We start from the raw sequence: 17877 nt of genomic DNA, 5'->3' as shown, positions 1-17877 counted from the left end.
TAAATTCCCTTTCTATAGTTGAGCCGCATTCATTAGTTCAGGCACAATTTGTTTTTTTCTTGAAAATACTCCTGGTAAAAAGATTGTATCTTCATCCACTTTCATATTAAATGCATTCTGTGCGAGGATTTTATTTCTACCTGCCACAATAATTTCTGTTCCACCAATAATAATACTTGTAATCATTAACACCGCTACATCAAAATTTTCATCTTCACATATTTTTTCTATTTTTTCCTTTAATATAGGTAACATTTTACTTAGAGATTTAAAATCACCTGTATTAATTTGAGAGACCATTGATTTATGTTTGCCCAAATTAAAACTTTTCATATCTTTAGTGATTAATGATTCTGGTGTCTCATCTTCATTAATGGCTGTACCTGCTATAATCATATCCATTCCGTAGGTTTCTATATTAACACCAGCAATTTTTGCTAATTCATACGCCGCTTTTTTATCCCTTTCTGTACACGTAGGAGAATGGAATAGTAAAGTATCTGATAAGATGGCACTTAACATCAATCCTGCTATATCTTTAGGAATAGACTCATTAGATTCATCGTATAAAGATTTTATTATTGTAGAAGTACACCCTACCGGTTCTGCCCTAAAGTATAATGGGGACATGGTTTGTACATTAGCAATTCTATGGTGGTCAATGATTTCAAGTATTTCTGCATCCTCTATCCCTTGTACAGATTGTTCTTTTTCATTGTGATCTACAAGGATTACTTTTTTTCTATTCACTCTTAAAAGGTCACTTCTTGATAGTAACCCTACTACAACTCCTTCTTTATTAACAACTGGGAAACTTCTATGTTTAGAGCCAAATATTTGTTCTTTTACTTCTTCAATTGTGTCATTTAGCTCAAAATACTCAAGCATTTGTTTTTTTATCATACTTTCTACAGGAACTGTTTTTTCTATTAATTTAATAATATTGAATACAGATGTTTCTACAACTAAAACAATCCCTTTAAAGTCAGATGGAATATTCATTTGGAAAGTTGATTTGTTCTCTGTTGCTATGATAAGACATGTAGCACCGCTTTTTATGGCTTTTTCTTTGTATTCATTAACATCTCCTAAAATTAGAATATCACCCTCTTTTAAGGGTTCCTCTAATAGAAGTTCTGAAAAAGTTATAATTTCACCCTTAACACTTTTATATGGATAACATCCGTAATAAATGATTCCGTCAAGTACATTGATAATGTTTTCAAATGGTGTCTTTGTCTTCTTTAAGTGGTCTTTTTCCACTTTACCAATTAAATCAGGATAAATATCTGTTAAGGTAATAACCCCCATAAGTCTTCCCTCATTATCTACTACAGGTGTTGAGTGTTTGTTTTTATTAACGATAGCATCTACTGCTTCTAATATAGAACTACTTTGTTTTAAACAAGTTACGGGTCTTAAAAACAAATCCCTTACTTTTATTTTTAATTTGCTTAATAATTTAGGTGCTTTAAAGTTAAAATAATCAAGAGCAAATTTTGTTTCGTTATTAATTCCCCCTAACGCAAAAGGGGTAATATTAGTATAACCTAATTGTTTTTTAAGATTTGCATACGCAATTGCCGAACATACTGAATCAGTATCAGGGTTCCTATGACCAAAGACATAAATCTTTTCGTCCATTTTTATCACCTCGAATTTATAATGACAGTTAAAGGCTCATTACATCATTTTACTTTCTAATAATTATTATACCATATAATGACAAATTTACTACAGTTTACACCAATAGTATTGACAATTTACTTACTTAATTATATAGTAGTACTATATAGAAACACTATATATACTTTAGAGGTGAATAATGGATTTACTAAGTGCTTTTAAATCTATTGGTTTTACCAAGCAAGAAACAGATATTTACCTTACTCTATGCGAGCATGGTGAATTATCAGGTTATGAAGCAGCAAAATTATCTGGTATATCACGTTCAAATACTTATGCTTCTTTATCAAATCTAGTAGAAAAAGGTGGGGCCTATGTTATTGAAGGTCAACCAACAAAATATATGGCAACACCCATCAAGGAATTGTTGCAAAATTCTAAAACTTGGTTTGAGAAAAATATAAGATTCATTGAAGAAAATGTGGTTTATAATAACAAACCTCAACAAGAGGCATATGTAACAATAATAGGATATGATAATATTTTTAATAAATTAGAAAATATGATATCCTTAACAAATACTCATCTTTATTTTTCTGCCGAAGCTAAGATTATAAATAAATTTACTAATACTTTGACTAAAATAGCAGAAGATAAAAAAGTGGTTATTTTAAGTGATGAAAAAATATTGATACCAAATATAATTTGCTACAAAACAGATGTAACATCTTCTCTAAAATTAATCGTAGATACTACAACAGTATTAACTGGAACATTAGACCAATGTTTATTTTCTAAAAACTTAACATTAGTTCAATTAATTAGAGAAGCTATGATGAATGAAATAAAACTAATACAATATGAAGGATAAGAAAGGAGCAATTTTTTATGTTAAAAGAACATAATAAAGTAACAAATAGTAATAATTTTTATGGTAACTCTACTCCTGTAGAGTTAGTAAAAGAATACGGGAGTACACTTTATGTTTACAATGAAAAAATCTTAAGAGAAAGATGCAGAGAGTTAAAAAACCTTGTGTCTTACCCTAACTTTGCAGTTAACTATTCTGTAAAAGCAAATAGTAGTCTTGGCTTATTAAAAATAGTAAATGAAGAAGGTTTGTACGCAGATGCCATGAGCCCTGGAGAAATTCACGTTAACTTAGCTGCTGGATTCGCACCAGAGAAAATATTATACATTAGTAATAATGTTTCAAAAGAAGAAATGCAATTTGCAATTGATAAAGGTGTTTTAACAAGTGTTGATTCATTGTCTCAATTAGAGCAATATGGTACATTAAATCCAGGAGGAAGAGTTTGTATTCGTTTCAATCCTGGTGTTGGTGCAGGACACCATGAAAAAGTTGTTACTGGTGGTAAAAAAACTAAATTTGGTGTAGATCCACACCTAATTGATGAAGTTAAAGACATCTTAAATAAATATGATTTAAAGCTTGCTGGCATTAACCAACATATCGGGTCATTATTTATGGATGGCAGCAAATATGTTGAAGGTGTTCAATCTATCTTAGCAATCGCTGAAAACTTTAAAGATTTAGAGTTTGTTGACTTAGGTGGCGGATTTGGAATACCATATAATAAACTGGCTGGTCAACCAAGACTTGAGTTAAAAGAATTAGGCGTGCAATTAGACGAAGTAATTAAAAACTGGGTTGCTAAATACGGTAAAGAAATTCAATTTAAAATTGAGCCAGGTCGTTATATTGCTGCTGAGTGTGGTATCTTATTAGGAACAGTTCATACAGTAAAATACAACTATGATAATAAATATATTGGAACAGATTTAGGATTTAATGTTTTAATTCGTCCAGCGATGTATGATTCTCATCATGACATTGAGGTATATCGTGAAAGCGATACACCTTCAACAAAATATGAGTTTGTAAATGTTGTTGGTAACATCTGCGAAAGCGGAGACATTATTGCAAAAGAAAGAGAACTTCCAGAGCTCTTTGAAGGCGATATTCTTGGTGTGCTTGATGCAGGTGCTTATGGCTATTGTATGGCATCAAACTACAACAACCGTTTAAGACCAGCTGAAATTCTTATTAAAGAAGATGGTAGCCATCAATTAATTAGACGTAGAGATACTTTAGAAGATATAATGAGAACATTTGAAATTTAAGAAGTGGGCGTATGCCCGCTTTTTTTATGTCTGTTTTAGGTGATGGGAGAGTTTTTATTTGGGTCTTTTTGCTTGGGTCTTTTTGCTTGGGTCTTTTGTTTGTTTTTTTGCTTGGGTCTTGTTTAGACAAGGGCCATATAGTTAACTTGGCTGCCTTACTTTTCAATCGGTCGACGCCAAGTCAATTATATGGCCCTTGTCTAAACATAGCCTGCGAAGAATATGTCAGGGATCAACAACAACATTTCAAGAATATAAATACGTACGGTCACCTGACCCAATAAGAACCTAAGAGTAAGTCTAGAGGTATTATATATAAAATTTAACAGCGGAGCCACGGATGGCGTAGCTGGACCCTATTACCCAAGGATGGGTAATGGTCCATTAATCTTATATATAATACCCCTAGACTATACCCAAGCAGTTTTATTTCCCACTAAACACTTCATAAATCACCCGCGCCAAAGGTTCAATGGCATTTCTAGCCTCTTCGATAGTATTGGAATTAGCTCCAAGTTCTATTAATAGAGACTTAGGCTTTAAATGCAAGTTATATCTTTCTCCTCTTACGTATATCTTTCTTGTAATTCCAGGATAAAGTTCCTCAGCTTTTAAATGCATTTGTAAACTTAAGGCTATATTGTCACTAACATAAGGATTAGGCAGGTACGTGTTAGGCGTCATTTTACCATTAGCTGTTGTTTTACTAAGACCATTAAAAAACATTATTTTAGCTGTGGTTTCTCCTTCTATTTCCGTTACAAAGCGAATGGTTTCATCTCTTACACCATCCCTATGTAAATCAATTACTATCTCAATGGATGGATTTTCTTCTAATATTTTAGTAATTGGACTGACTGCATTGGCATATGCTCTATCTCTAAGGGGATAATCGTAGACACCTTTATGATGTAGAACTTTTATGCCATATTGACTTTCTAAAACTTCTGTTAAATACTCTCCTAAACCAACAACCGTATCTTGGGCAAATCCATTTCTACTGTCTAGAAAAGCCTCTTGAGAATGAGTGTGATAAATTAAAACTTTAGGTTCTTCTCCTGTAAAATCTACTGTCATATCCTGGGTCAACCATTGCTCAGGTTTAAGATCACTTTCAGTTAAATATATACTAGGATCAACTGTATATATATTCTTTAGCATAAAATTAAAATCTTTTAGGTCATTCAAATTATATACTGGGGATCTTGCTATATTATCTGGTACTTGATTAGTATGACTATCTATATTTTTCTCATTGCCTTTATTTATAATTTCTAGTTCTGCTTCTTCTATTAATTTATTATCTTCATCTTCCAGTTGCCAAAATTCAATAACTGGGTACAACTCTACCACTGTATAATAGGTTGGAGAATCTTCCTTTAAAACATAATCAATTAACGGTATATAGGATGAAAAAAAATTCTTATAAATACTGGTTTCATACCCTCTTAACATATCTTGTTTAAGCAATACCTCTTCATTCTCAAATGTATAGCCTAATAAAGGCACTGAATTCATAAGTATTCTCTCACTTAGATAAGCACTTGTCCTCTTACCTATCTCATTAAAAATACTTTTATCATTAGTAGGAATATATATTTGATAGCTTTTAAATATTATATTAAAAGAAAGGACTAACATTACTAACAAAATGATTATGTTTAATTTTTTACTACCTATGCTTTTTCTTCTCTCCACTAATAATTCACATCCTTAACCCTCTCTAATCTTATCCTTAATCCTATTTTATTGTTTTTTTCTTTATTTATGATATATTCAAAAAAAAAAGTAAATTAATATAATTTTTCCTTTTTCAAACCCAATTATAAAGTAATATTAGTTTTGCAATTAGTGCCTCAAGTTCTTAAAAAGGACCCCAGAACAAGCCTAGGGGTATTATATATAAGATTTAAGAGCGGAGCCACGGATGGCGTAGCTGGGCCCTATTACCCAAGGATGGGTAAGGGTCCATTAATCTTATATATAATACCCCTAGGCGCACCCAAGCAGTATTTAAAAACAACTATACTTCATCAGGAATATACCCCTTAAACTGAGCCTTATAAAGCTTAGAATATATCCCACCTTTTTCTAATAACACCTCATGACTACCCTCTTCTTTAATGCCTTCATCACTCATAACAACAATCTTATCTGCATTTTTAATCGTAGACAATCTATGAGCAATAACCAATGTGGTCCTTCCTTTAGCCAATTTCTCTAAAGCTTTTTGAATCTTAATCTCTGTTTCATTATCAAGAGCAGATGTTGCTTCATCAAGAATAAGGATAGGAGGGTTTTTAAGGAATACTCTTGCAATACTAATTCTTTGTTTTTGTCCTCCTGATAATCTAATACCTCTATCTCCAACTTCAGTATCATACCCTTTTGGCAAGGAGATAATAAAGTCGTGTATCTCAGCCTTTTTAGCTGCTTCTATCATTTCTTCTTCTGATGCATTGATTCTTCCATATAAAATATTATCCCTAATAGTGCCAGAAAATAAGAAAACATCCTGTTGAACAACCCCAATGTTTCTTCTTAATGAACTTAGGGTTACATCTTTAATACTGATATTATCAATAGTAATGTCTCCTTCATCTATTTCATAAAATCTAGGTATCAATTGACATATAGTAGTTTTACCTCCACCTGATGGTCCAACCAATGCCAGTGTTTCTCCTTCTTTAATGAATACATTGAGATTGGTAAGGACCTGTTCTTCATCTGTGTAAGAAAAGCTTACATTTTTAAACTCTATATTACCTGTAACATTAGTGATTTCTATGGCATTATCACTATCTTTTATATCTGGTTCTATATCCATTATCTCTAGGAATCTCTCAAAACCCGTCATACCAGACTCAAATTGTTGAACAAAATTCGTAAGCCTTCTAATAGGTTGTAAAAAGGTATTGGTATATAAAATAAAAGCAAGCAAATCTCCATAGGACATTTGATCAACCATTATAAAATAACCACCAACGGCAATAACAATAACATTTAAGATATATATCATAAAATGCATACCACCCATAAAAATACCCATTCTTTTGTATGCGTATTTTTTTGAGCCTCTAAAAGCATTGTTTCCTGCCCTAAATTTTTCTACTTCATATGCTTCATTGGCAAAAGCTTTAGCTACACGAACACCAGAAATACTATTCTCTAATGTTGCATTAATGCTTGCCGTTTTTTTCTTAACTTCTTTAAAGCCTAAAGATAATTTTTTTCTTTGAGTAATAGCAAACCAGACCAGCACAACAACTACTACATATAAAACCAATGTAAGGCGCCAATCAATGGTAATCAGTACTAAAAAAGAACCTACAAGCATAATTGTAGATAAGAATATATCTTCTGGACCATGGTGTGCCAGTTCCGTTATTTCAAATAAATCGTTAACTACTCTAGACATAATTTGTCCTGTTCTATTTTTATCATAGAATTTGAAAGGTAATTTTTGGAGATGCAAGAATAGATCACTGCGCATATCATACTCTATTCTAACCCCTAGAATATGTCCCCAGTAATTAACTATAAATTCAAATACGCCTCTTATAACATACATTACGACTAAAGCCAATATAAATATAAAAAAGGTATTATACATCTGATTTGGCAGTAACTTCTCTATTAAATGTCTAGAAATCATGGGAAATGCCAAATCAATCATGGCAATCATAAAAGCGCAAGCCATATCTAGAGCAAATAATTTTTTGTGAGGTTTATAATAACTTATAAATCGTTTTAATATTTTTTTATCATTTTGTTTTTTCAATTTGTTCACCTCGAGTATTTTTAATGATAATCATTATTAACTAAGCCATTATAGCATGTTTTATTTTTTTATACAACTTAGGTACTCGTGTTAAAACTTTGCAACTATCGTATTATACAAAGGTATATAGGGAGGATATTATGGGATATTTATCTATTTTATTAATTGCTATTGCACTAGCTTCTGATGCTTTTGCTGCTTCATTAACTTTTGGGATGACTAAAAAAATTGTAGTAAGATATGCTTTTAAAATTGCACTTTACTTTGGTTTTTTTCAGTGGTTAATGGCCTTTAGTGGTTGGTTTTTTTGCTTGTTCTTTAGATCAGTAATTGAACCTGTAGATCATTGGATCTCCTTTGGTTTATTAGTTGCTATTGGCATCAATACTATGCTTCACTCTAGAGAGGAGGCACAAAAGGTTAATTCAACAAGTATAGGGCCTATGGTATTTATTTCCTTAGCAACCAGTGTTGATGCTTTAGCTACTGGGGTAAGTTTTTCAGTTTTGAATATTGATATTATAATACCTTCTCTTATTATTGGTTCCATTACTTTCCTTCTTTCATTTATTGGTGTTTATCTTGGTAAAAAACTTAAAAAAATAATTAAGAATCAATCCATTATTTATTGTTTATCAGGATTAATCTTAATTATTATTGGTTTTAGTATTCTATTAGAACATTTTTTAACCTAGTTGCAATAGTTTCTTATCTTAACGATCATATTGCAATATCTTGAAGCACCATATAAATCCGGGAACAAAGTTAAATAATTAATATTCATACTATTTAATATCTTTAAGCAAGTTTCTCTTTGATTGTTTGGAAGAGTAATTTTCAATAAAACAATTTGATCAGATACACCTTTATAGTTTTTCTTAACCCAACTTTCAATATCTATCCCTACGGGAGTCCTTGTAAACAAACCACTTTGATTAACTAGTCTAGCGTTTTCATCAGAAAATGGTTTAATAAACTTAATACCTTCCTCTTCAAGAGAATTAGATTTTTCAATAATACTTTCTTGGTGCAATGCAAAAACACCTCTTTTTAGAGTGTCATCCTCGGAACCTTTATTAAACGCAAAAAAGGCTGCAACAAAAGGAGATGTTGTCCAATCGAGCAAAGGAGTGGACAAGCCATTATGCTGTCCAAGAGCCCACCATTCATCCTCATTATTTAGTTTAACAGCATTTTTATTTCTTCTTCCTCTTGCAGCAAATATAAAGTTGTTAAAATGCTTATCTATCTCATCTTTAACATCTAAACCTCTGTCTTTTAATAATCTGTCTATAGTGGATTCCAGCTTCCAATTGGCATCTTTTTGCCCTCTCCAAATATACCCTTTAAATATTGTCATATTTTTATAATATAGCTTATAAAAATCGTCCCAACTTGATAAGTCTAATGAACATATACCATCGACAATACTAAAATCTTTAAACATTTTATTCCTCCAGCTAAAGGTTATAGAATTTACTAAAGCTTATTCTTTTCTTTCCAATATATGATATTCATAAATCTCTCTTATTAAGTCAAAGTATCCATCTGGATTAATCATCATTATGGCTAACTTATATAATAATGATTCTTCAAAAACAGTTAAATTATTTACATCTTTTATATATATTTCCGGCTTCTTTATATTGCTTTTATATATCCAATCCTCCTGTAATAATTCATTACACATTATCCCATTAAGATCATCTAACAAAGCTTGTTTTACTGCAAGCTTTCCTCTCCATTGCTTATAGTATATTTTATTATCAAATGCCTTATCGCTCATTAGTGTTAGATATATTTCTGCACTCTTTTTTATTATATCTTTAGTAATAGGTATGTATTTGTTTGTAGGATCTATTAAATACCAATTGGTTACACTTTGATTATATAATTCACAATACCATTTCCCTTGAAAAAAATTATACCCATTCCTTTGATAATTTACAAAATTACACCTTAACCTGCACGGAAGCTTTTTATGTTTGAAAATGGCTAATAAAAGCAAAGCTATTTCTTGATCTTTTAAAACAATTTCCCTTTTTTTATTTTCTATAGCACAAATAATTTCTGATACGTTTAATGTGTTTTTTCTGTTTTGAGGCCTTTTATCTATCATAAAATTGTTAAGTATCTCTTGAAGTTTTAAAACAATGTCACTGTCCTTATTAGGAAATTGATCAAAAAAACTTTTATATTCTTTTGGATCAGTATAATAATTAAAAGATTTATAAACATCTTTTATAGATTTTTTCAATTCTATCATCATATTACCCCTAATACATCTTTAGATTATTATATGCTTTTTTAGGTTTTTTTATGAAATATATGGATTCAACTATTGTTTAGCCTTATGTTTGTTTAAAATAAAAATTTACAAAAAAAAATGTGTTTTTCAACACATTTTTAAAAGGGCATTAGGGATAGATGAGATACCCTAAGTTGTTACTTCTCTTAGTAATTCTTCTGGTAGATTATCTTTCCATATTATACTATTTAGTTCTATTTCTTCTTTTGATAAAAAGTACATCCCTCTTGGTTCTACATAAACAAAGAGATTATGATCTACCATTAAATATTTATTAAAATTATAGAAAAAAGAGATTATTTCATTTTTACTTACTAGATCATTTGACGTTACCTTATTTGCAATTTGAATATAACCTACTATAACAGCATACTCACCTATTATTTCTCTGTAATCTGATAGATACTTTTTAGATAATTTCTTGCTATTTTTATTATAATTCCAATAAAAGATATCTTTGTATAAATCATACTCAGTTATAAAGATAGATGTTTTTGCTATTACATTTTCATCATTTCTATATTTACCAATAATGGTAATGGAGTTATTATCTATCAATTTAGATGTGTTAAACTTTGCATCTACATCTAAAATGATTTGATTTTCTCCTTGAAATGCTTCATAAATAATATTATTGTTGTTTTGGTTTTCCTTTTGCACATAATCATAAATAAATTCAATAATGTTTTCTTTTTTCATTACATTTAATTCTAGCATAGTCCAACCCCACTTCATCACTATGTATCTGCTCATAATACCATTGATAGCAACAGTATAAACTTTACTTATTTTTTAGTAGGCTTGTCAGTTAATATTATATATTTCCAAGAAATATTTTATAAAACCAATCAAATAATAATGGCTGCACCATAAAAACCCCTCCTCATCTTCTAGAAATAAATACCTTAACTTATTATTATCATAAAGATTCAGTGTTTTCAATATTTTCTCGGTAAACGTTCATTTGTAGCCGGCAAACGTTAATATCTACAAAACAATACCATCAAGTATTATTTCTACTGAAAATTCATTATGTGTACTAAAATACTTAATAGAACCATTATATTTCTCCACTATATTTTCAATGTTTAAAGTTCCAAAACCATGTCGTGTCACATCTTTTTTTGAAGTCATTAATTTGTTATTTATTATATTAACTTTTTCCTTAATTGGGTTAGTAATTATTATTAAAAGGTTACTATCTAAATTCCTTACCTTAACAGTAATTACTTTTATATCCTCATTATCTATTTTATTACTCGCTTCAACTGCATTAGAAAATAGATTTGAAAATAAAATGCAAAGTTCCATCGATGATAATTTTATCTTTTCTGGTATTAAACCGAACCATTTGATTTCGATATTTTTTTCGTCTTTACAGCTGTCATTTATAATATGGTTTAAAATAGTATTAACTATATCATTACCAGTGTATATATTAATGATTAATTTTTCTGAAACCATATTAATCTCTTTCAAATATGCATTAAGCTTATCGTATTCTTTTTGTTCACTGAGATGTGTAAGGCAATACATATGATTTTTAATATCGTGTCGAAATTTTCGTGTTTCCACTTCTTTTTCTATCAATGCTTTATAATAATTTTTTTGTTGTATTATTAGTTTTGTATTTAGATCTGATAATTCTTTATAATAAACTTTTGAATTATTAATTATAATTAATAATCCTAAAAAAGCAAGAAATGTTAACCCACTCAAGCTAATACCAAAGACAATAATATTTCTCATTCTATCATCTAATTTTAATAACCCCAAAATATGAACTGGTGCAATATATAAACCAACACCCAATACACCTAAAAAAGCCATAATTATATATCTCCCCGGTAGAATATAATATGACAATATCATCTGATTCATTTTTAATAACTTTTTTACCATTTTTATTACCATTAATACTAATATGCTTAACGTATTACATAATATACTTACATAAATATTATCTAGTATCATTTCAATTGTATAGTTTATAAAAATAGCAACTAAGCCTGTTAATGCCATATCAACTAAACAAATCAGTAGAAAACTCAATATTCCTATTATAATCTTTTTTTTTCCCCTGATACAAATAATCACTAATAACGTGGCAAAGCTACCTAATAGATAGGTTAAATAATACTCATTTAAATTAAAAATAAATGTAATAATAGTAATACTTCCAAACACAGGTACAGATCCCAGCATAATACTCCAATATTTTTCTGTCGGTTTATACTCCAACAAATAAAGTAATACAATACTGAGTTTTAGTATTTCTGATATATACATAATTATCCAAAATAATATACTTTCCATATAACTCTCCTATTGAAATAGCTATATTGCATTTTCTCTCACATATTCTCTTAGTTTCTCTTTAACCATTTTTTTACTTCTAACAGCAATAGGTATCTTAATATTACTAGTAGTTACTATTACTCTACTTTCAATTTCTTTTATATGCCTTAAAGAAACTATATATGACTTATGGCATCGTACAAAAATTGATTCATCTAATACTTCACTTAATGCTTTTAATGTTTTATTGCTAATATAGACTTCTTCTGTGGTGTATACAGCAGTATTATCACCTAGGGCCTCAATGTATATAATTTCATTTACACTTACTATACTTGTCTTTTCTTTTTGATTTATAATAATCTTTTTCACATCATAAATTTCTTTTATACCATCTCTTAATGCTTCAAAAAAATCTTCTTCTATAATAGGTTTAAAAAGATATCTAAATGCCTTTACCTTAAATGCCTTTTGCACCATCTCTACATGGCTTGTTAAAAATATTATACATACATCTTTATGTACCCTATTAATGCTCTCAGCAATACTAAAACCGTTCATTCCTGGCATCTCTACATCTAAGAAAAAAATATCGAATTTCTTGTTATCTTTTAACAATTCCATACCATTACTAAATGTGCTAATCTCATAGCTCATATTATTCTCATCCAAATAACTCTCACATTTCGTTCTAACTATATCTTGAATAATTTTTTCATCATCACATATAGCTATACTAATAATTTTGTTACTCAAAATTCCCCCTCCTAGGCATTGAATCTTGATAATATACATAGTTGTAATACCCAATGTATTAATTAGCGGCTTATTGTCAAACTTTCTATTATTATATCACACCCTAGTAATTATGTTCTAGTGATTTGTATATATATGCACTTTGGTGTTTACTATTATATCCCACTTAAAGTATACCTTTAATAGTCCTATAGAATTACAGCATACCAACTTGCCTTGACCATACCTAAGATTATATACAACAAAAAAAGATAGTATATCACCATAGTGATTATACTATCTTTTTAAAGAGCGCGAGACGGGATTCGAACCCGCGACCCTCGCCTTGGCAAGGCGATGCTCTACCACTGAGCCACTCACGCATATGCAGTTGGGGGGACTCGAACCCCCAAGTCCGTATATGGACACTAGATCCTTAGTCTAGCGCGTATGCCAATTCCGCCACAACTGCTAACTCTTTACTTTCATAGCGTGCCTGCAGGGATTCGAACCCCGGACACGTGGCTTAGAAGGCCACTGCTCTATCCTACTGAGCTACAGGCACAAAAATAGGGGTGACAGGATTCGAACCTGCGGCCTCTTGAACCCAAATCAAGCGCTCTAGCCAAGCTGAGCCACACCCCTATAAATAACTCTCTAACTTATTACTTTATATAACTTAACATATAAAGCTTGTTTTTAGAGAACTCCCCGAGTAGGGCTCGAACCTACAACCCTTCGGTTAACAGCCGAATGCTCTACCATTGAGCTATCGAGGAATATCATTAGCGACGAAGATTATAGTACCATATTATTAATCCAATGTCAACTAAGTTTTTATTTTTTTTATTTCTATACTAATAACAGTGTCTCAAAAAGGACCTCTATAGAAGTCCCTCCTGAACTGTTATATTATGTGTATATAAATATATTATTATTCTAATTAATTTAATTTTCCTTTAGCTACTGTTACTAAGTTAGCAAATCCATCAGCATCATTTACTGCCATTTCAGCTAACATTTTTCTGTTAACTTCTACACCAGCTAATTTTAATCCGTGCATTAATCTACTGTAAGAAATGTCATTAATTCTTGCAGCAGCATTAATTCTTGCTATCCAAAGTTGTCTAAATTCTCTTTTTCTTAATTTTCTGCCAACATAAGCATATTTTAAAGATTTCATTACTGCTTGTTTTGCAGTTCTGAATTGCGTTGATTTAGCGCCTCTGTAACCTTTAGCTAATTTTAATACTCTTTTACGTCTTTTATGTGTATGCAAACCGCCTTTAATTCTGGCCATGGTAATTCCCTCCTATTCGATGTTATTAGATGTAAGGCAATAACTTTTTCATTTGTTTTACATTTGTTGTATCAGTTATTGTACCTTTTCTAAGATTTCTTTTTCTTTTTGCAGATTTTTTAGTTAAGATATGGCTTTTATATGCTTTATATCTTTTTAATTTACCTGTACCTGTCTTCTTGAAGCGTTTTGCAGCGCCACTGTGTGTTTTTAATTTAGGCATAGCAATAATCCTCCTTCTTGTGATTAGTTTTACATAAGTATTTTTAATTTTGTTGTTGATAACACATTTTACCTATTACTGGGATTGTGTATTTAGCGTTTTGGCATTAAAAACATAACCATAAATCTACCTTCCATTTTGGCAGGTTTTTCAACTTGTGCTATTTCTGACAAACTCTCTGCAAATTCATTTAATATCTCTTTACCTACTGCAGTATGAGCTAATTCACGACCTCTAAAGCGAACCGTTACTTTAACTTTATCCCCTTTTTCTAAAAACTTGCTTGCTTGCTTGATTTTAGTGTTGATATCGTTTTGTTCAATATTTGGAGATAAGCGCACTTCTTTAACACTTATAACTTTTTGATTCTTACGTGCATCTTTTTCTCTTCTTGTCTGCTCATATTTGTATTTTCCGTAGTCAACAATTTTACAAACAGGTGGATTCGCTTGTGGTGCAATTTTTACTAAGTCAAGATTTTGTTCTTTAGCTAAAGCCATCGCATCTCTCGATGACATAATACCTAATTGTTCTCCCTCTTCACCTACAAGACGCACTTCTTTGTCTCGGATTTGCTCATTAATCATTAAATCGCTAATATTAAGACACCTCCATATAATAATAAAAAGTGGATAGTTGTAGAACTATCCACTTCATTTATAAGCATAAAATCATTCAAATTGAAAGTCTTACTTATATGTACCTTAGTCAGTTATGCTAAGGCGAGAAGTGGATACTTCTACTTGTTTTGCATTCGTTTACTAATGTTATCATTTTTGTTCTTCATTGTCAAGTTTTATTTCTTTAATTTCTTTTGTATTGATTTCTTCCAATATATCTTCAATGAATTTATCTAAAACAACTGTACCTTCATCCCCATTGTACCTACTTCTAACGGATACAGATTTTTCTTCTTCTTCTTTTTGACCAACTACTAATAAATATGGTACTCTTTCTAATCTTGCTTCTCTTATTTTATATCCAATTTTTTCTGCTCTATCGTCTATTTCTACACGGATGCCTTTATTTCTTAGTTTTTTCATTACATCATAAGCGTAATCATGATATTTTTCAGATAGTGGCAATACTTTTGCTTGAACTGGTGATAACCATGTTGGGAATTGACCTGCATATTTTTCAATTAGCATCGCTAAAGTTCTTTCATAACATCCTATAGAACTTCTATGAATAATAAATGGTCTTTTCTTTTCACTGTCTTTGTCTACATATGACATATCAAATCTTTCTGCCAATGCAAAGTCTAGCTGTACCGTTATAATTGTATCTTCTTTCCCATGAACATTTTTAAATTGAATGTCTAGTTTTGGTCCATAAAATGCTGCTTCTCCATCAGCTTCTTTATAATCAATACCAATGTCATCTAATATTTTTTTCATAATGACTTGAGTAGACTCCCAAGCTTCTGCATTATCAATGTATTTACCTTTATTATTCGGATCCCATTTAGAAAAACGGTACCATATATCTTTATCAATTCCTAAAGTTTTCATTACATAATTGATTAAATCTACAGCTTCTTTAAATTCTTCTTCTACTTGTTCAGGTGTACATACAATATGACCATCTGCAAGAGTAAACTGTCTTAGTCTAATAAGTCCATGCATTTCTCCTGATGATTCATTTCTAAAAAGTGGAGAAGTTTCAGAATATCTAATTGGTAAGTCTCTATAACTTCTTTGCTTAGATTTATAGATCATGTATTGGAATGGACAAGTCATTGGCCTTAAAGCAAATACTTCTTCGTCCTTGTCTTCATCTCCTAAAACAAACATACCATCTCTATAGTGATTCCAATGACCTGATATTTTATACAAATCACTTTTTGCTAAGAAAGGTGTTTTAGTAAGGACATAACCCCTTCTTTCTTCTTCATCTTCAATAAATCTTTGAAGCAATTGAACAATTTTTGCACCTTTAGGCATTAACAGTGGCAATCCTTGCCCTACTGCATCATTTGTTGTAAATAACTCTAATTCACGACCTAATTTATTATGGTCTCTTTTTTTAGCTTCTTCTAATTGAGTTAAATACTCTTCTAATTCAGCATTTTTTGTAAAAGCAGTTCCATATATTCTTGAGAGCATTTTATTTTTTTCATCGCCTCTCCAGTATGCTCCTGCTGCTGATATTAATTTGAAAGCTTTAACTGTTTTAGTGCTTAATAAATGAGGTCCTGCACATAAGTCAACAAATTCACCTTGTTGATAGAATGTAATTTCTTCATTATCATCTAGTTCATTAATTAATTCTACTTTGTATGTTTCATCCATTTTTTCCATCAAAGCTAATGCTTCATCTTTTGGTAACACAAATTTTTCTATAGCTAAATTCTCTTTAACGATTTTTTTCATTTCTTTTTCAATTGCTGCTAGATCTTCATTTGTAAATGGTTTTTCTGTTTCAAAATCATAATAGTATCCATTTTCAATTGCTGGTCCAATGGCTAATTTTACATTTGGGTATAATCTTTTTACAGCTTGAGCTAATATATGAGCAGCTGTATGTCTAAAAGCTTTTTGACCATCCTTATCATTAAAAGTAAGTATGTTTAATTCCACATCTTCTTTAATAATATGTCTTAAGTCCACTACTTCTCCATTTACTTCTCCTGCTGTGGCTACCCTTGCCAAACCTTCACTAATATCTTTTGCAATGTCTAATACAGACATATTGTTTTCATATTCTTTTACAGAACCATCTTTTAATGTAATTTTCATTTTTTCTCTCCATTCTATAATTTAATCTCTTTTTATTGTATCTACATATTTTTTATCTGTTTCTAATATATGATGTACTAACCAATCAAATAAGAATTGTGATAAATTTAAAATAAATTGTTTTTGTTCTTGAGGCTCATCATAGTCCCTTTTATTTAATCTATCAAGTTTCTTTACAAAAAAACTGTGTTCCACTTCATGTTCTAATAACTGTTCAAACCCAGCTTCTTTCATTAAGTTTTCTTCAAATTCAAAGTGCTCTATGGTATATTCTTTAACACTTTCTAGCATTTGACTTATTTGGTCATAATAATCTACGCCTTCTTCAATTTCTTTTGTCCATTCAAAGGCCTTTTGGCACATTTCTACTAAATTTTTATGTTGATCATCAATACTTGGTATTCCTAGTTCCATATTATTATTCCATTTTAATATCATTTAAAATCACTCCTTTATTTTTTTCGAACAATTTATTTATGTATAACAAAAACTCGCCACTTTCTATTAATATTAATAGAAAGGGACGAGATAAAATTCCCGCGGTTCCACCCTTGTTGTAAAAAACCACTCATAAGGATTATAACGTAATCACCGGATTTTATTAAAATCACTCAGAGGTAGTCTTCAAATATTTCCACCTAATAAGGGGATATAACTTTTTATATCCTACAAAAGTACTCTCAGCAAATATACTTTCTCTCTGTGAACTTCCATATTCTACTC

The 17877-nt window shown here is 30.4% G+C and carries 16 protein-coding genes and 5 tRNA genes; 3 read left to right on the top strand and 18 right to left on the bottom strand.

The features are described 5' to 3' along the window. Nucleotides 1–12: 12 nt before the first annotated feature. The gene (locus EDC18_RS09935; protein ID WP_132252690.1) at nucleotides 13–1644 is read right to left on the bottom strand and encodes a putative manganese-dependent inorganic diphosphatase; all 1632 of its coding nucleotides are present in this window, start codon (nucleotides 1642–1644) and stop codon (nucleotides 13–15) included. Between the two features lie 181 nt (nucleotides 1645–1825). Between EDC18_RS09935 and EDC18_RS09930 the strand changes: the two genes are divergently transcribed. After that, entirely contained in the window at nucleotides 1826–2497 is a 672-nt protein-coding gene (locus EDC18_RS09930; protein WP_132252688.1) for a TrmB family transcriptional regulator, read from the top strand. A gap of 17 nt (nucleotides 2498–2514) precedes the next feature. Further along, a complete protein-coding gene (lysA, locus tag EDC18_RS09925) occupies nucleotides 2515–3771 on the top strand; it encodes a diaminopimelate decarboxylase (RefSeq protein WP_132252686.1) in 1257 nt (418 codons plus the stop codon). A 426-nt stretch (nucleotides 3772–4197) separates the two neighbouring features. Here the strand turns inward: lysA and spoIIP are convergent, their stop codons facing one another. Continuing rightward, on the bottom strand, nucleotides 4198–5469 hold the full coding sequence (gene spoIIP / locus EDC18_RS09920; protein WP_132252684.1) for a stage II sporulation protein P: 1272 nt from the start codon (nucleotides 5467–5469) through the stop codon (nucleotides 4198–4200). A 325-nt stretch (nucleotides 5470–5794) separates the two neighbouring features. After that, complete coding sequence (locus EDC18_RS09915) at nucleotides 5795–7552, bottom strand: ABC transporter ATP-binding protein (RefSeq protein ID WP_442929359.1); 1758 nt, start codon at nucleotides 7550–7552, stop codon at nucleotides 5795–5797. 140 nt (nucleotides 7553–7692) lie between these two features. Between EDC18_RS09915 and EDC18_RS09910 the strand changes: the two genes are divergently transcribed. Then, a complete protein-coding gene (locus tag EDC18_RS09910) occupies nucleotides 7693–8247 on the top strand; it encodes a manganese efflux pump MntP (RefSeq protein ID WP_132252682.1) in 555 nt (184 codons plus the stop codon). On the opposite strand, the gene EDC18_RS09905 is transcribed toward EDC18_RS09910, so the two are convergent. The 15 genes from EDC18_RS09905 to EDC18_RS09835 all read right to left on the bottom strand — a co-directional run bounded on the left by EDC18_RS09905 (nucleotide 8244) and on the right by EDC18_RS09835 (nucleotide 17592). Then, a complete protein-coding gene (locus EDC18_RS09905; protein ID WP_132252680.1) occupies nucleotides 8244–8999 on the bottom strand; it encodes an FRG domain-containing protein in 756 nt (251 codons plus the stop codon). The genes EDC18_RS09910 and EDC18_RS09905 overlap by 4 nt on opposite strands. Before the next feature lie 39 nt (nucleotides 9000–9038). Continuing rightward, a complete protein-coding gene (locus tag EDC18_RS09900; protein ID WP_132252678.1) occupies nucleotides 9039–9818 on the bottom strand; it encodes a hypothetical protein in 780 nt (259 codons plus the stop codon). Nucleotides 9819–9989: 171 nt separating this feature from the next. Next, nucleotides 9990–10577 carry a hypothetical protein gene (locus EDC18_RS09895; protein WP_132252676.1) on the bottom strand — a complete coding sequence of 196 codons (588 nt, stop codon included), beginning with the start codon at nucleotides 10575–10577 and terminating at the stop codon, nucleotides 9990–9992. Nucleotides 10578–10847: 270 nt separating this feature from the next. Then, nucleotides 10848–12176 carry a sensor histidine kinase gene (locus EDC18_RS09890; protein WP_132252674.1) on the bottom strand — a complete coding sequence of 443 codons (1329 nt, stop codon included), beginning with the start codon at nucleotides 12174–12176 and terminating at the stop codon, nucleotides 10848–10850. Nucleotides 12177–12197: 21 nt separating this feature from the next. Beyond that, nucleotides 12198–12914, bottom strand: coding sequence for a LytR/AlgR family response regulator transcription factor (locus tag EDC18_RS09885; protein ID WP_165878547.1), 717 nt, complete (start codon nucleotides 12912–12914; stop codon nucleotides 12198–12200). Nucleotides 12915–13204: 290 nt separating this feature from the next. Further along, nucleotides 13205–13276, bottom strand: a tRNA-Gly gene (locus tag EDC18_RS09880). A gap of 3 nt (nucleotides 13277–13279) precedes the next feature. Beyond that, a tRNA-Leu gene (locus tag EDC18_RS09875) sits at nucleotides 13280–13365 on the bottom strand. Between the two features lie 19 nt (nucleotides 13366–13384). After that, nucleotides 13385–13458: transfer RNA gene (locus tag EDC18_RS09870), tRNA-Arg, on the bottom strand. Between the two features lie 5 nt (nucleotides 13459–13463). After that, nucleotides 13464–13538, bottom strand: a tRNA-Pro gene (locus tag EDC18_RS09865). A 62-nt stretch (nucleotides 13539–13600) separates the two neighbouring features. Then, nucleotides 13601–13672 (bottom strand) — tRNA-Asn (locus tag EDC18_RS09860). Nucleotides 13673–13836: 164 nt separating this feature from the next. Continuing rightward, nucleotides 13837–14193 carry a 50S ribosomal protein L20 gene (gene rplT / locus EDC18_RS09855; protein WP_132252670.1) on the bottom strand — a complete coding sequence of 119 codons (357 nt, stop codon included), beginning with the start codon at nucleotides 14191–14193 and terminating at the stop codon, nucleotides 13837–13839. A 25-nt stretch (nucleotides 14194–14218) separates the two neighbouring features. Next, nucleotides 14219–14416 carry a 50S ribosomal protein L35 gene (gene rpmI / locus EDC18_RS09850; RefSeq protein WP_132252669.1) on the bottom strand — a complete coding sequence of 66 codons (198 nt, stop codon included), beginning with the start codon at nucleotides 14414–14416 and terminating at the stop codon, nucleotides 14219–14221. Nucleotides 14417–14508: 92 nt separating this feature from the next. After that, on the bottom strand, nucleotides 14509–15003 hold the full coding sequence (gene infC, locus EDC18_RS09845) for a translation initiation factor IF-3 (RefSeq protein ID WP_132252667.1): 495 nt from the start codon (nucleotides 15001–15003) through the stop codon (nucleotides 14509–14511). A 183-nt stretch (nucleotides 15004–15186) separates the two neighbouring features. Then, nucleotides 15187–17154, bottom strand: coding sequence for a threonine--tRNA ligase (thrS, locus tag EDC18_RS09840; protein WP_132252665.1), 1968 nt, complete (start codon nucleotides 17152–17154; stop codon nucleotides 15187–15189). Nucleotides 17155–17175: 21 nt separating this feature from the next. Next, on the bottom strand, nucleotides 17176–17592 hold the full coding sequence (locus tag EDC18_RS09835; protein ID WP_132252664.1) for a bacteriohemerythrin: 417 nt from the start codon (nucleotides 17590–17592) through the stop codon (nucleotides 17176–17178). Nucleotides 17593–17877 lie beyond the last annotated feature (285 nt).

It is taken from the genome of Natranaerovirga pectinivora (genome assembly GCF_004342165.1).
Taxonomy (GTDB): Bacteria; Bacillota; Clostridia; order Lachnospirales; family DSM-24629; genus Natranaerovirga; species Natranaerovirga pectinivora.
Note: the sequence above shows the minus strand (reverse complement) of the source record. Positions and strands in the feature narration are given on the sequence as shown.

Excerpts from the sequence above, each read along its gene's own strand:
- EDC18_RS09910 (WP_132252682.1), top strand. The coding sequence starts at position 7,693 with ATGGGATATTTATCTATTTTATTAATTGCTATTGCACTAGCTTCTGAT.
- lysA (WP_132252686.1), top strand. The coding sequence starts at position 2,515 with ATGTTAAAAGAACATAATAAAGTAACAAATAGTAATAATTTTTATGGT.
- EDC18_RS09835 (WP_132252664.1), bottom strand. The coding sequence starts at position 17,592 with ATGATATTAAAATGGAATAATAATATGGAACTAGGAATACCAAGTATT.
- infC (WP_132252667.1), bottom strand. The coding sequence starts at position 15,003 with ATGATTAATGAGCAAATCCGAGACAAAGAAGTGCGTCTTGTAGGTGAA.
- EDC18_RS09900 (WP_132252678.1), bottom strand. The coding sequence starts at position 9,818 with ATGATAGAATTGAAAAAATCTATAAAAGATGTTTATAAATCTTTTAAT.
- EDC18_RS09930 (WP_132252688.1), top strand. The coding sequence starts at position 1,826 with ATGGATTTACTAAGTGCTTTTAAATCTATTGGTTTTACCAAGCAAGAA.
- thrS (WP_132252665.1), bottom strand. The coding sequence starts at position 17,154 with ATGAAAATTACATTAAAAGATGGTTCTGTAAAAGAATATGAAAACAAT.
- rpmI (WP_132252669.1), bottom strand. The coding sequence starts at position 14,416 with ATGCCTAAATTAAAAACACACAGTGGCGCTGCAAAACGCTTCAAGAAG.
- EDC18_RS09935 (WP_132252690.1), bottom strand. The coding sequence starts at position 1,644 with ATGGACGAAAAGATTTATGTCTTTGGTCATAGGAACCCTGATACTGAT.
- EDC18_RS09895 (WP_132252676.1), bottom strand. The coding sequence starts at position 10,577 with ATGCTAGAATTAAATGTAATGAAAAAAGAAAACATTATTGAATTTATT.
- EDC18_RS09905 (WP_132252680.1), bottom strand. The coding sequence starts at position 8,999 with ATGTTTAAAGATTTTAGTATTGTCGATGGTATATGTTCATTAGACTTA.
- EDC18_RS09890 (WP_132252674.1), bottom strand. The coding sequence starts at position 12,176 with ATGGAAAGTATATTATTTTGGATAATTATGTATATATCAGAAATACTA.
- rplT (WP_132252670.1), bottom strand. The coding sequence starts at position 14,193 with ATGGCCAGAATTAAAGGCGGTTTGCATACACATAAAAGACGTAAAAGA.